Origin of the sequence: Paenarthrobacter sp. Y-19 (genome assembly GCF_029223985.1) — a bacterium.
Classification (GTDB): Bacteria; Actinomycetota; Actinomycetes; order Actinomycetales; family Micrococcaceae; genus Arthrobacter; species Arthrobacter nicotinovorans.
The window spans coordinates 4,456,426-4,470,157 of sequence record NZ_CP119414.1 but is presented as its reverse complement, the minus strand read 5'-3'; the positions used below and the strand labels follow the sequence as shown (position 1 = coordinate 4,470,157).

At 63.5% G+C, this 13,732-nt stretch carries 13 protein-coding genes; 6 read left to right on the top strand and 7 right to left on the bottom strand.

Annotated elements, in window-relative coordinates:
• Positions 1-3 precede the first annotated feature (3 nt).
• From PYR64_RS21080 to PYR64_RS21065, 4 genes are all read right to left on the bottom strand, one after another.
• Entirely contained in the window at positions 4-2,361 is a 2,358-nt protein-coding gene (locus PYR64_RS21080; protein ID WP_275777486.1) for a glycosyl hydrolase family 65 protein, read from the bottom strand.
• Positions 2,362-2,391: 30 nt separating this feature from the next.
• A complete protein-coding gene (locus tag PYR64_RS21075) occupies positions 2,392-3,123 on the bottom strand; it encodes an HAD-IA family hydrolase (RefSeq protein WP_035734044.1) in 732 nt (243 codons plus the stop codon).
• Between the two features lie 8 nt (positions 3,124-3,131).
• On the bottom strand, positions 3,132-4,133 hold the full coding sequence (locus PYR64_RS21070; RefSeq protein WP_275777483.1) for a LacI family DNA-binding transcriptional regulator: 1,002 nt from the start codon (positions 4,131-4,133) through the stop codon (positions 3,132-3,134).
• A 204-nt stretch (positions 4,134-4,337) separates the two neighbouring features.
• A complete protein-coding gene (locus PYR64_RS21065; RefSeq protein ID WP_055977433.1) occupies positions 4,338-4,955 on the bottom strand; it encodes a phospholipase in 618 nt (205 codons plus the stop codon).
• Between the two features lie 26 nt (positions 4,956-4,981).
• Here PYR64_RS21065 and PYR64_RS21060 point away from each other — a divergent pair, with 26 nt between their 5' ends.
• Complete coding sequence (locus PYR64_RS21060) at positions 4,982-5,431, top strand: helix-turn-helix transcriptional regulator (RefSeq protein WP_018778925.1); 450 nt, start codon at positions 4,982-4,984, stop codon at positions 5,429-5,431.
• Positions 5,432-5,441: 10 nt separating this feature from the next.
• Positions 5,442-5,843 carry a VOC family protein gene (locus PYR64_RS21055; RefSeq protein WP_026267320.1) on the top strand — a complete coding sequence of 134 codons (402 nt, stop codon included), beginning with the start codon at positions 5,442-5,444 and terminating at the stop codon, positions 5,841-5,843.
• A gap of 87 nt (positions 5,844-5,930) precedes the next feature.
• On the opposite strand, the gene PYR64_RS21050 is transcribed toward PYR64_RS21055, so the two are convergent.
• From PYR64_RS21050 to PYR64_RS21040, 3 genes are all read right to left on the bottom strand, one after another.
• Positions 5,931-7,067 (bottom strand): glutamate--cysteine ligase, encoded by a 1,137-nt coding sequence (locus PYR64_RS21050; protein WP_275777480.1) that lies wholly within the window; start codon positions 7,065-7,067, stop codon positions 5,931-5,933.
• A 40-nt stretch (positions 7,068-7,107) separates the two neighbouring features.
• Complete coding sequence (locus PYR64_RS21045; RefSeq protein ID WP_275777478.1) at positions 7,108-7,557, bottom strand: hypothetical protein; 450 nt, start codon at positions 7,555-7,557, stop codon at positions 7,108-7,110.
• Positions 7,558-7,773: 216 nt separating this feature from the next.
• On the bottom strand, positions 7,774-8,547 hold the full coding sequence (locus PYR64_RS21040; protein ID WP_018778929.1) for a GAF and ANTAR domain-containing protein: 774 nt from the start codon (positions 8,545-8,547) through the stop codon (positions 7,774-7,776).
• A 278-nt stretch (positions 8,548-8,825) separates the two neighbouring features.
• Between PYR64_RS21040 and PYR64_RS21035 the strand changes: the two genes are divergently transcribed.
• From PYR64_RS21035 to PYR64_RS21020, 4 genes are all read left to right on the top strand, one after another.
• Complete coding sequence (locus tag PYR64_RS21035; protein ID WP_229778650.1) at positions 8,826-9,158, top strand: hypothetical protein; 333 nt, start codon at positions 8,826-8,828, stop codon at positions 9,156-9,158.
• A gap of 734 nt (positions 9,159-9,892) precedes the next feature.
• A complete protein-coding gene (locus tag PYR64_RS21030; RefSeq protein WP_018778931.1) occupies positions 9,893-10,684 on the top strand; it encodes a DeoR/GlpR family DNA-binding transcription regulator in 792 nt (263 codons plus the stop codon).
• A complete protein-coding gene (locus tag PYR64_RS21025; RefSeq protein WP_275777475.1) occupies positions 10,681-11,673 on the top strand; it encodes a 1-phosphofructokinase family hexose kinase in 993 nt (330 codons plus the stop codon). Before PYR64_RS21030 ends, PYR64_RS21025 begins: the two co-directional genes overlap by 4 nt.
• Positions 11,670-13,700, top strand: coding sequence for a fructose-specific PTS transporter subunit EIIC (locus PYR64_RS21020; protein WP_018778933.1), 2,031 nt, complete (start codon positions 11,670-11,672; stop codon positions 13,698-13,700). The genes PYR64_RS21025 and PYR64_RS21020 overlap by 4 nt, the downstream gene beginning before the upstream one ends.
• Positions 13,701-13,732 lie beyond the last annotated feature (32 nt).

Sequence of the window (13,732 nt, the reverse complement as noted above, 5' to 3'; positions counted from 1 at the left end):
GGGTTACCGGATGATCGGAAGACCCGCCGTCGGGAAAACGCTGGGGAAGATCGACGGCGGCGGGACGGGAACGTCCTCCAGCGGCACCTGGACGGTGGCGGTACCAACGGTGACGTCGTAGTCCCGCACTTTCACCTGCAACGGCTCCTCGCTGTATTCGGGGCCAGGCACGAGGGTCAACGCAATGGACCCTTGTTCCAGCTCGACGGCCAGCAGGCGGCCCTGCACCTTGAGCCGGAAGGACAAGCCGTCCCACTCAACAGGCAGCCGGGGATCGAAGCGCAGCACCTCGCCCTGGTCCCGCATTCCTGCGAAACCACAGACCAAGGAGCTCCAGATGCCGCCGGTGGAGGCAATGTGGACGCCGTCAATGGTGTTGCCGTGCGAGTTGTCGAGGTCGATGAACAAGGCCTCGGTGAAGTGCTGCAACGCGACGTCCCCGTAACCGACCTCGGCCGCCATAATGCCCTGCACGCACGCGGACAGGGTGGAGTCGCCGGTCGTGATGGGATCGTAGAAGTCGAAAGCGCGCTGCTTCTCTTCAGCGGTGAAGTCCTGCCACTGGAGGAACATGGCCAGCACCGTGTCAGCCTGCTTGAGGACCTGGTGGCGGTAAATCACCAGCGGGTGGAAGTTCAGCAGCAACGGGTACTTGGACTTGGGCGTATTCCAGTCCCAGGGTTCCAGGGTCATGAAGTCGTTGTCCTGGCTGAAGACCTGGAGGTGGGGGTCGTACGGAAGGGACATCCGTTCAGCGGCCTGCCTCCACACCATGCGCTCGGTTTCGGCGATGCCCTCGTGTTCCAGCGCGGCCGCTGCCCGGAGGTTAAAGCGTGCCATGACGTTGGTGTACAGGTTGTCGTTCACCACAGCCGTGTACTCGTCCGGCCCGGTGACGCCGTGGATGTGGAACATTCCGTCCTTGCCGAAGAACCCCAGCGAGGCCCACATGCGGGCCGTCTCGATCAGCAGGTCGGCACCCAGCTCTGCGCTGAACGTGTCATCGCCGCTGGCCCACTGGTAGCGGTTGGCAGCGAACGCAATGGCGGCGGCGATGTGGAACTGGGCAGTTCCCGCCGCATAGTAGGCACTCGCTTCCAGGCCGTTGATGGTGCGCCACGGGAACAACGCACCGTCCACGCTGAGTTCCTTGGCCCGTACCCTCGCATCCGGCAGCATCGCGTGGCGTGATTCGAGCACTTTCCTGGCGCCGCAGGGGTTGGTGTAGGTCAGGTAAGGCAGGAGGTAGATCTCCTGGTCCCAGAAGTAGTGGCCCTCGTAGCCGGAGCCGCTGACCCCCTTCGCGGGAATGCCGGCCACACCGGCACGGGCAGTAGCTTGCGCGAGTTGGAACAGACCCCAGCGCACTGCCTGCTGCATCTCGGCCTGGCCGCCGATCGATACATCAGCAGTGGTCCAGTACTCGTCGTAATGCGCTTTGCTCTGGGCCAGGATCTCGGAGAACGGCACCAGGTTGGCCTCCGCCTCAGCGGCCAGGCTTTCGCCACGGTCCTCGGCATCCCCGGCTGACCCGGCCACGACGTAACTGACCGTCTTCTCCAAACGGAAAGTGTCGCCGTCGTGGATTGCCAGAACGTAACGGACGGAGGACTCGTCCTCCGCCACCAGCGTTTCGAACGGCTGGCCTTCGGCCGAAATCCAGTGGTCGACGGCCATCGCCACGCGCTGGCGCGACTCCGACGTTTCCCAGGCAAGGCGGAGCGAACCATCGGCGCCTTGGAGGTGAAGTGGCAGCAGTACCCGCCCGGCGTGCCGCCCCGAACGCCGCGGGTCATGGACCGAGTGGTCCTCCACAGGCTGGTCCTGGCGGTTCACGACGCCGGAGGTGATGTCCGCGGACACGTCGCGGTCCGCTGACAACGACAGTTCAAGGCCGAGGCATCCGCGGGAATCGAAGCCGACCGCGCGGCGCTCCACTGTGGTGACGGTCGCGCCGGACCGGCAGGACCACACGATGCGTTCCTCGTAAACGCCTGTGGAGAAGTCGACGCTGCGGTGATAGTCCAACACCGTGGACTCGGCAAGGCTCAGGGCTTCGCCATCAATGGAAACCGTGAAGTTGTTGGCATCCGGTACGTACACGATCCGTTGGCCCGTCCGTGCGAATCCATAGGCGTTTTCGGCATGCTTGATGTCCCAGATCTCATGGAAACCGTTGATGAACGTGCCGGGAAGCTCGCTGTCTCCCGCCGTGGAATGGGATCCACGGATGCCGAGGTGGCCGTTGCCTAGCGCGAACAGCGTTTCCAACGTTCCCTCGTCACCGGGTACGTGGATGTTTTCCACAAGCTTCCAGGGCTCGCAGGGGAAACGCAGCCGATCGGAGCTGATGAGTGCCATGGGCTGTTGAAGTCCTTCGAAAAAGTAGGGTCAGAGAAGTTCGTTGAGGTCGTCGACCACCAGCGTGGCGCCGGCATCGAGCAAGGTCTGGCGGCCCGCACCGCGGTCCACGCCGATCACGGCGTAGAAGGGAGCTCCCGCGCCGGCCTGCACCCCGGACACGGCGTCTTCCACCACGATGCATTCCTCCACGGGTACGCCCAGCAGGCCTGCTCCATACACGTAGGTGGCCGGGTCCGGCTTGCCGGGAAGTCCGACGGCGGCGGCCACCTGGCCGTCGACGACTACCTCGAAGTTGTGGTCGAGTCCCGCTGCCTTCAGCACGGCAGGAGCGTTCCTTGACGAGGAGACGACTGCGATCTTGAGTCCCCGTTCCAAGGCCGCATTGATGAATTTGACGGAACCTTCGTAGGGCTCCACTCCCCGAGTGTCCACGATTTCGTTGAAGATGGCGTTCTTGCGGTTGCCGAGCCCCTGGATGGTCTGGTTCGTGGGTGAGTCGTCCGTTGGGCCTTCCGGGAGCGTGATGCCCCGGGAGGTGAGGAAGTCCCGGACGCCGTCAAAGCGCGGCTTGCCATCGATGTGGTCGAAGTAGTCGCTCTCCTGGTAGCCCTCCTGGTGCCCGATCCGGGCCAGGTAACCGTCGAACAGTTCCTGCCATGCCTGCTCGTGCACCACGGCAGTGGGCGTCAGCACGCCGTCGAGATCGAACAGGAGCGCCGAGGCGCCGGTCCAGGCATTACGAAGGTCAGTCATGTGCATAGTTCCGTTCAGCGCTTGTGGCGCGTGGTTTTGCGTTCGATGAGCTTGGTATCGAGCAAGTGGTTGGAGGGTTGGTGGGGGGATTCGTTATTCAGGAGTCGTTCGCACAGCAGGTTCGCAGCGAAGGCGCCCTGGTCAGCTACCGGCTGCGCCACGGTGCTGAGACCCAGGAACCAGCTCATCGGGTGGTCATCTATTCCGATCACGGACACGTTTTTCGGCACGGACAAGCCGTATTCCCGGAGCGCGGTCAATGCACCGAACGCGGCCTCGTCACAGTGGGCGAACACTGCCGTGGGCTTCGCGCCGCGGGTGATGAGCTCAGTCATGGCCCGCCGCCCGTCGTCGATACCTGGCCCTGAAGCCACCACAAGGTCCGGGTGAACGGTGAGGTGGTGTTCATCCAGCGCACGCCGGAAGCCACGGAACCGAGGAGTCTCAGTCACAACGGAGTGTTCATTGCTCGAGAGAACGGCCAAGTTCCAATGGCCCAGCCCCAGCAGGTGTTGGGTTGCCTGCCAGGCAGCGTGTTCGTCATCGATACCTACATTGTCCCACGGAACATTTCGCATGCCCACGCTGGCCACTGCCAGTCCGCAGGCTTCCAACGCTTCCAGTTCTCCGGGGTCGAGGTCAATGTTGAGCAACAGCAGTCCGTCGACCCTCTGCGCGAGGTTTTCAAGGTCCGCGAAGAACTGCTTCCGGACAGTGGCCTTGTTGCGGAGGCTGATCAGGACCGTGTCGTAGCCACTGTCGCCCAGAACCTCCTCTGCGGCTTCCACGGCCTGGGAGAAGAACCACGATGTGGCTGTGGGGGCGACGATCGCCACCGACCCTGTGTTTCCGCCGGCCAGCCTGGATGCGGCGGCCGAGGCTTTGTAGCCGAGCTTGCTGGCAGCTTCAGCCACCCGCGACTGGGCCTTTTCGGAAACGTTGGGGAGCTTCCTGAGTGCCCGCGATACCGTGCAAATCGACAACCCGGAAAGGACGGCTACGTCCTGGATTGTCACCCTGTGAGTCCTAACCATGCAACACGGCCTCAACCCTTTCCATGCTCGCCTGACGCCTTGGCGTGTGTCCCGGACCGGGTCACCAGCCAAAAGTGTAAGCGCTTACAATTTTGTCATTCAATAGAGTGCGGTTGAATGCGAAATTGTGACGCGAATCTCACCAACAGGTTTGATTCCGGGGTGGGAATGCCTTCTAATCCAGCCCTAGCCCAGCACGTAGTACTTCAGGAAAGCACTGACATCCACCAATTCGACAGGGTCTATCCGGTGCCCCATCCCGGGATAAGTACGTGCCGTCAACGCCGTGTTGGCGTTCAACCACTCCTCCGTGTGGGCGATCGCGTCCTCGTTGATCACGGGGTCCGCTTTGTCCCTCCCCCAAAAGAACGGCGGCGGGGTGTCGAATGATTCACTCAGGGCAAGCAGGTCGTTGTCCAGGACAAATCCGGACAAGCCGACGGTGGCTTTGAATGACGCGGGCCGCAACCGCAGAAGCGTGCTGGCCATGGCCATGCCCTGGGAGTAGCCGAGCAAACTGACGCTGCTGTGGTTGTCTTTCACGGAGTTGATCCAGTCGAACACCGCATTTGTGGAGGCAATCACATCCGCGAAGTCGTTCGTCAGGAAGTAGTCCAGCAGGAACCACCCGTAATCGTCGCCGATAACCTTGGGCCCCCGCAACGCAGCACAGGTGAACTCCGTGGGCAGTTGGTCAAAAAGGTTGACCATGCGCTGCTCGCTGGTGCCGTAACCATGCAGCATCACCAGCAAAGGAGTGCCCTTGCGCTGGTTTTCGGGCTTTGACCAGACCACTGATTCCATGGGCATGAGCCTAGTAGACTGACGCCATGACACCGCAGGAACTGGCCAACCTGGCCCATCTGCGGCGCGCCCGCGACTTCATAGACCGCGAGTACGCGCGTCCTTTGGACGTGCCCACCATGGCAGCCGGCGCCCTCATGTCACCGGCGCACTTCTCCCGCCAGTTCAAGGCCGCATACGGTGAATCGCCCTACAACTACCTGATGACCCGGCGGATAGAACGGGCCATGGCCCTCCTTCGTGCCGGGACCAGCGTTACGGATGCCTGCATGGAAGTCGGCTGTACCTCCCTGGGCTCCTTCAGCAGCCGCTTCACTGAAATCGTAGGGATCACGCCCAGCGAGTACCGCTCCCGGGAGCACCACGCCGTGAAAGCCATGCCGAACTGCATCGCCAAACAGCACACTCGTCCCGACAGGAAGGGCAACACCAACCTGAGCAGGATTGAAGAAGCGCAGGCTCCCAAGCTGCAATAGCGTGTGGTTCATGAACATTTCATTGAAGTACGCACACGTCACTGTCAACGATGTCGATGAGTCGCTCGCCTTCTACCGCGACGCGCTCGGCCTGGAGGTCCGCAACGACGTCGGCTCCGATGGCCAGCGCTGGGTGACCTTGGGCAGCGACGCCCAGCCCGACCTCGAACTGGTCCTCTCCCCGCCGCACGCCGGCCGCTCCCAGGCTGACGGCGACGCCATCCAGGAACTCCTCACCAAGGGCGTCATGCCGATGCTCGTCTTCAGCACGGACGACCTCGACGCCACCTTCGAGAAACTCCGGGCGTCCGGCGCAGAGGTCCTCCAGGAACCGATCGACCAGCCGTGGGGACCGCGCGACTGCGCCTTCCGCGACCCCTCCGGCAACATGATCCGCATCAACCAGGGCTGACCGTCCCGGCACTTCATCGGAGGCTACGGCCCGCACAAGGCGCGACGACGGCGGCTCACCGGCCCGCCGTCGTCGGGCCTTCGACTGCTAGTGGCTGAGCAGCCCGGCGTCCGAAAGTTCCCCGTACTCGTGCGTGGAGGCGATGGCTGCGGTCACGACGTCGGACAGCCGCCGCCGGCGCGCGTACGCCTGGCGCTGCAGCCGCTCGCCTGAACCGCGGCGGAGGATGCCGGCCACCCCGGCCCGCGCCAGCGACAGGTCTCCGGCCCTGCCTAGGGCAGGCTTGATGTGGCGCAGCAAGGCGCCGGCAACTTCCGGAGCAGCAACCGGGTTCTGGTCCTGCGGGTGAAGCAGCTCGCGGTTGATGCCAAAGCGGCTCGCCTTCCAGTTGGCCATGCGGATGACCTGGGTCAAAGCACTCGACGGCGGATCGCCCCGCCGCCATTCAGCGGCCGAGGTTTCCACCAGGGCACGCGCGATCACCGCCAGGGTGAGCGCGTCTTCTGCGTAGAGGCAAACATCCGCGATCCGGAGTTCGACAGTTGGATGGCCCCTGGAAAGGCGGGCGTCGAAGTAGATCATGCCCTCGTCCATGGGAACTCCGGTGCCCAGCAGCGCCCCCAGGACTGCGCGGTATCCATCGGCCGAACCAAATACGTCCATGGGACCGGCAGTAGGCCACCGGTTCCAGATCTGTGTTCGATAGCTCGCGAAGCCGGTGTCGGCCCCCATCCAGAAGGGAGAGTTGGCGCTGAGGGCAAGCAGCACGGGGAGCCAGTGCCGCATGCGGTCCAGGACTCCAACGCCTTCCTCAGGCGACTCGATGGATACGTGGACATGAAAACCGCAGGTGAGTTGCTCACGCGAAATCAAGCCGAATTCCGTGCCCATGGCAGCGTAGCGCTGATTGCCCAAGGTGGGCGTCGCATGGAATACCGGCGGGGTAGCCAGCGCGGCCACCCGCGCACCCACGGCTCTGGCCGCCTTGTCGGACAAGGCCCGGCCGGCACGGATTTCAGCCCTGAGCTCAGCAGCCGTCCGGCAAGGGCGGGAGTTGACCTCGATCTGCTCCTGCTTGAATTCGGACTTCAGGGAAGCGGCATCACCGTCAACATCCCCGCCGTGGGCAGCCGCCACGTCCAGAATGTCTGTGGCGAGGGCCAATGGCATGCCGTCCGAAGGATCGGCAATCAGAAGTTCCTCCTCGACACCAAACGTGCGCACAGACCCACCCCTCCCGCTATGGACTATTCAGAGACGGTGGTTACCCAACGTGGCGCGGAACCTCCATTTGGAAACCACAACGGCAATGCAGGACCTGGGTCTGCAAGTAGACCTCAAGGAGATTGGGGCTTTCAGGATCTTCTGTGCTCCGGGGGGCCGCAATCACGCGTTCAGTAGGACGTCCCAGCGTCATGGGGTCGCCGCAATGTGTGCAGCTGAACCACAGTCCTGCTGCTGCAGTGGAAAGGAATTCCTGTTGGATCTCCGGCACCAGCGTTGCCAGGCGGACGGGGTGGGCGTAGAAGGTATCGCATTCGCTGCAGGTGTAGCTGACGTCGACCACTTCCGTCTGGTGTGGTTCGGCTTCCACCACGGTCTCAACAAAAATGTAGGAATCGGTGCCGCAGACAGTGCACCATGGCCGCACTCCGGCCTGGGCAGGTTCGGGCCCTTGTGAAGGTTTCGGGACAGGAAGGGAACCAAGCGTCATTGCCATTCTCCTTTTACAACTCCAAGGAGCCGCATGCATTGACGCTGCGAGCCGGCCGATAATGGCCACGGCTGAAAGTGCAGTTCTTGGACCATCCGGGATGGCACCACGTCATGAGGCTCCAAGGGCTATCTGCTTAACCCACCTAAAATGTAGTTCACCAGTGGCTTGCGTCACAAGTCATCGGCTGGCCGCGGACCCTTGGGGCGCTGTCCCTCAGGGTTCGAAATGAGCCACGGGTGACTCTTTCGCAACGCTCTTGATCAGCGACTCGGCGACGTCACGCAGCTTCTGGTTCCGGGCGCTTGAGGCCTTTTTGAGGATCTGGAAGGCGTCGTCTTGGCTGCACCTGTTCTGCCCCATGATGATGCCGCACGCGAGGTCGATCACGGTGCGGGACTGCATCGCATCCTGGAGGTCATCGGCGTGCTGCTGCTTTACTCCGATCCGGACTGCCAGGCGCAATGAGCGTTCGGCCTGGCTGGCATAGAGCTCACAGTCCCGGATGGTGGCCGCGTCAAAAGCGTCGATCCGCGGAGCGAAGAAGTTAAGGGCCGCGGTTGCACCTTCGTCCAGCTCCAAAGGGACACAGAGTGCCGAAAGATGGCCACGGTCCGCGATGACCTTGCAGTAGTCGGGCCAGCGCCCCTCGGTGGAGGTGTCGGGCACATGCACGGTGGCATGGCTACGCATTGCTTCCAGGCATGGGCCGTCCCCGTACGCCTGCTGTACTTCGTCAATCAATCTGGCTTCAGGGGTGCTTCCGGCCACCGTGGCCGTCCGCCTCCGCCTGCTCAATGTGATGCCACAGTGCACGTTCACACCCACCGCGTTGGACACTGCCGCCGCGGAAAACACAGCAAGCTCTCCGAGGAATCCACCGACGTCTTCGCTATCGATAACGAGGTCCTGAAGCTGCTCGGGCACCGAAACTTCGTCGGGCGCCGAGGCGGCATCAGGCAGCGCCAATTCAACGTTCATTTCGTCCATGCCTTAGTTTACGATCGCCGGGTCACTGCCTGTCACCCCTTTGGGGAATGACTACAGAATCCTTGCATATGCCGTGCACCTATGTGCACAATCTAGCTACAGTCCCGCATTTTCAGGACCAGGCTTTACAGCTCATGCAGACGGGCGACCCGCATTTTTTGATGCCGAGGTAGACACCCATGCCGGCCCAGCCAGCGTCCAGAGTCCCGGACGAAGCCCACCAACCGCCCGATGAGCGTCTTTGGTGTACCCGGTGCAATACGGACAAGCACCTCCTGGTGAATTCGATCCAGTCCCACTATCCGCCCGCGCCCAACCTGGTGGACGTGGCGTACGAGTGCCATGTCTGCAGGTATTCCTACCAGCAGATCGCGTCTGTCCAGAGGGTTGCCGCGGTACTCAACCGACCCGGTATTTCCCAGGGGGTACTTCAGTTCGGCGGTCAGTATCTTCACTGCGGCGAACCCATGAAGACCAGCAGCTGCGAGCTCCGGAGGATTCAAACTCCCCTCGTCCTGAAACCGGGTGGGCAGCTGCGGATGTACGAGGTTCTCATCAACACGAGGATTCTTGGATGCCACTGCGGCTTCCGGATGGAAATTCCGGACTGAAGGTGACGGGCGCAGCCATGAGGAGCAGCACCAATTCTGAAGCTACAGGAAGGGACAGCATGCACGCAGAATCACAGAAAAGAGAGTCTTCCACAGCCACCCGGGGCCTCGGCCAGCATAACCAGCATGGTCAACCCGGCAAGCACAAGCTGCCGGATCCACCTGACCCGGACAACCTGCCCATCGACTACATGGGGTCCGGATGGGATTCCAGCCGGTACCCTTCCAGCACGCCGCAAAGCCTCCGCCCGACGCATTCGTCCCGGAGAAGGAGCGCTTGATGATGAGCGGTTTCCCCACGGATCCCTCACACCCCGATCCAACCCGGGAACCCGGGCCTACGCCTGAGCCCGTACCGTTGCCCGAACCGGGCCCGGCGCCCGTCCCGGAACCCACCCCGGGACCGGCAGTCCCACCGCCCCCGGGACCAGGGAACCCCCCTTCGCTTTAGGGCTGTTCCGCACCCAACAAGACCGGATCCCGGCATATCCCCCAGTCAGGATCCGATAGAAGGGCATGTCGCGCTACAGGGAGCGCGACATGCCCTTTCGTCGTCTCCGGAGCCCTCCCGGTACGCGCCCGGACCACCTCGGACGCAGCAGCGATCTTTGTTTATGTTGGTTTCTATTGACTTACCAACATAAACAAAGATAGAGTCAAGCAATTCCACATCGTTGTGACAGCAGTCACGGAAGTGGCCGCAACGAACTTGGCTTTACCGCAATGGAGGGTAAGTGTTCGCAGAAGAACGCCAGCAACTGATCTCCGCACTCGTCGCAGAGCGCGGACGCGTGAGCGTTACGGACCTCGCAGACCGTTTCAGCATCACCACCGAAACCATCCGCCGCGACCTCGCGGCCCTTGAAGTTTCCGGAAATCTCCGCCGCGTCCACGGCGGCGCAGTCCCCTCCGACCGCCTGAGCACCCGCGAGGAAAGCATCCTGGAGCGGGCAGTGCAGCGCCAGGCCGAAAAACTCCGTATCGCGAACGCCGCTCTTGCACTGATCCCGGAACCCACCACCGGCAGCATCCTGCTCGACGCCGGTTCCACCACTGAAACCCTGGCGGACCTGCTGGCCCAGCGGACTCCGTCCACCAATGGGAACGACGAGCTCGTGGTCATCACCCACGCGATTCCGATTGCCGGCAAGCTCTCCTCCACGCAGGGCGTCGCACTCCAGATCCTCGGCGGCCGTGTCCGCGGACTCACGCAGGCCGCCGTCGGGCAGTCCACCGTTGAGGCCGCTTACAGGCTTCGTCCGGACATCGCCTTCGTGGGCGCCAACGGGATCCACGCCGTCTTCGGGCTGAGCACGCCGGATCCCGAGGAAGCCGCGGTGAAAGCCGCTTTCGTCCAGTCTGCCCGCCGCGTTGTAGCCCTGGCCGACTCGTCCAAGCTGGATGCCGAAACACTGGTCCAGTTCGCCACCCTGAAGGATGTTGACACCTTGATTACTGACCAGCAGCCCTCGGCTGAACTTGCGGCGGCTTTGGCCGACGCCGGCGTCGACGTGGTGATCGCATGATCGTCACGCTCACCGCCAACCCCAGCCTGGACCGCACGGTGGAACTTCCGGGCGCCCTGGCCCGCGGCGAAGTTCAGCGCGCGGTGGCCGTCCACCAGGAATCCGGCGGAAAGGGCGTCAACGTTTCCCGGGCGCTCGTGGCCTCCGGCCTCGAAACGTTGGCAGTCCTTCCCGGCGCGGATTCAGACCCCGTCCTGTCCGGACTGCACGACGGCGGCGTGCCCTTTGCGGCGCTGTCCATCGGTCAGGCGCTGCGCAGCAACGTCACGCTCACCGAACCGGATGGGGTCACCACCAAGATCAACGAACCCGGCCCGGAGCTGAGTGGCGAACAGCAGGAAGCCCTGATCGGGCTGCTGCTGGAGCGCTCCCGTGGCGCCAGCTGGGTGGTTCTCGCAGGCTCGCTCCCACCAGGGGTGCCCGCGGATTTCTACGCCACAATCGCGCGTCGGCTCCGGTCGAACGCTGATGGAACGGCCGCCCCCGGCATCGCCATCGACTCCTCCGGAGCTCCGCTTGCGGCGGCCCTGGTGGGCGATGCCGCAGGAAAGCCCGACCTCCTCAAGCCGAATGCGGAAGAGCTTGCCGAGCTCGCCGCCGCAGCCGGTTTCACCAACGTCTACACAGCTGACGAACTGGAAGCGGACCCGGCCAAAGCCGCCCAAGCCGCTGCCGCCGTCGTCGCCAGCGGCGTAGGCGCCGTTCTCGCAACACTCGGGTCCAAGGGCGCAGTCCTGGTGACCGCAGACGGAGCGTGGTTCGCCACGCATCCGCCGATCAAGGCAGTCAGCACAGTGGGCGCAGGGGATTCTTCCCTTGCCGGCTACCTGCTGGCCGCAACCCAGGGCGGTTCCGCGCAGGACTGCCTCCGTCAAGCCGTGGCACATGGTGCCGCAGCTGCTTCGCTGCCGGGCTCCACTGTCCCGGCAGTCCACCAGACAACCCCCGACGCCGTATCCATCACGGCCCTCCAGAAGGAATCACAGTGACCCAGCTGATCACCCCACAATTGGTCACCCTCGACCAAAACCTGGGCGACTCCCCCGCCGACGTCATCCGCGTCCTGGCAGGCAAAGTTGCCGCCTCCGGCCGAGCTTCCGAGGTTGAGGGGCTCTTCGCCGACGCCTTCGCCCGCGAGCAGAAGACGGCGACCGGCGTCCCCGGCGGCATCGCCATCCCGCACTGCCGCTCGGCCGCCGTCACGGAGCCTGCCCTTGCCATGGCCCGCCTCTCCCACAAGGTGGACTTCGGTGCCAAGGACGGCCCGGCTGACCTCATCTTCTTTATCGCAGCCCCGGACGGCGCAGACCAGGAACACCTGAAGCTGCTCTCCAAGCTGGCGCGTTCACTGATCAAGAAGGACTTCACCGCAGCACTCAGGGCGGCAGCCACCGAGCAGGACATTGTGGACCTCGTCGACGGAGCGCTGGCAGACAAGCCAGCTGCTGCGCCCGCCGCTGCAGCTGCTCCCGCAGAAAACACGACGACGACTGCCGCACCCAAGCGCATCGTCGCAGTGACCGCCTGCCCAACCGGCATCGCACACACGTACATGGCGGCTGATTCGCTGGTTGCCGCTGCCAAGGAAATGGGCGTTGACCTGCAGGTCGAGACCCAGGGTTCCTCCGGTGCCAAGCCGCTGGATCCGGCAGTGATTGCTGCGGCCGACGCCGTGATCTTCGCCGTCGACGTCGACGTCCGCGGCAAGGAGCGCTTCGCCGGCAAGCCGGTCATCAACGCTCCGGTCAAGCGTGGCATCGATGAGCCCACCAAGATGGTCGAGGAAGCCCTGGCTGCCGCCGTCGACCCCCACGCACGCCGTGTTCCGCACTTCGGTGCCGAAGAGCAGGCTGAGCGTGCCGAGGAGGAAAAGGGCGAGCACATCGGCCAGAAGCTGAAGCGCGCACTCCTCACCGGCGTCAGCTACATGATTCCGTTCGTTGCGGGTGGCGGCCTTTTGATCGCTCTTGGCTTCCTCATGGGCGGTTACCTCATCACCAACTTCGCCGACAAGATCGTTGTTGAAAACAGCATCTTCAACCTCCCCACCGATTTCCCCGAGAACGCCTGGGGTCCGCTGGGTGCCTACATCGGCGCAGTCCTGTTCAAGATCGGCGCCCTGTCCCTCGGGTTCCTGGTTCCCGCACTGGCCGGTTACATTGCCTACGCCATCGCTGACCGCCCGGGTATCGCCCCCGGCTTTGTAGCCGGTGCTGTGTCCGGCTTCATGGGCGCCGGCTTCCTGGGAGGCATCGTTGGTGGTCTCCTGGCCGGCTACGTGGCCTACCAGATCGGCAAGCTGGACGTCCCGCGCTGGCTTCGCGGCCTGATGCCCGTGGTGATCATCCCTCTGCTCGCGTCCCTGGTGGCGTCCGGTTTGATGTTCCTGATCCTCGGCCGTCCGATCGTGGATCTGACCAACGCCCTCAATGCCGGACTTTCCAGCCTCACGGGAGCCGGAGCTGTGGTCCTCGGCATCATCCTGGGGCTCATGATGTGCTTCGACCTCGGTGGTCCCGTCAACAAGGTTGCGTACGCATTTGCCGTTGCGGGCCTCGGTGCTGCGAGTGTCAGCAACCAGGCTCCCTGGCAGATCATGGCAGCCGTCATGGCTGCAGGAATGGTTCCGCCGCTGGCCATGGCCCTCGCCACCGTCCTGGACAAGAAACTGTTCTCCTTGGCAGAGCGTGAAAATGGCAAGGCAGCCTGGCTCCTCGGGGCATCCTTCATCTCCGAAGGCGCCATCCCGTTCGCCGCAGCCGACCCCCTGCGCGTCATCCCGGCCAGCATGGTGGGCGGCGCCGTCACCGGTGCCCTGTCGATGGCCTTCGGTGTCACCTCCAAGGCTCCACACGGCGGTTTGTTCGTCTTCTTCGCCATCGACAACTTCCTCCTGTTCTTCCTCTCGATCGCCGTCGGCGTGGTCATCACTGCGCTGCTGGTCATCGCCCTCAAGCGTTGGGCCGTGAAGAAGCCGGTAGAGGCAGAAACCACCCCGGCAACCGTCAGCGTCTAGACTTCCCACAAAGCCACCCACCACCACAAAGG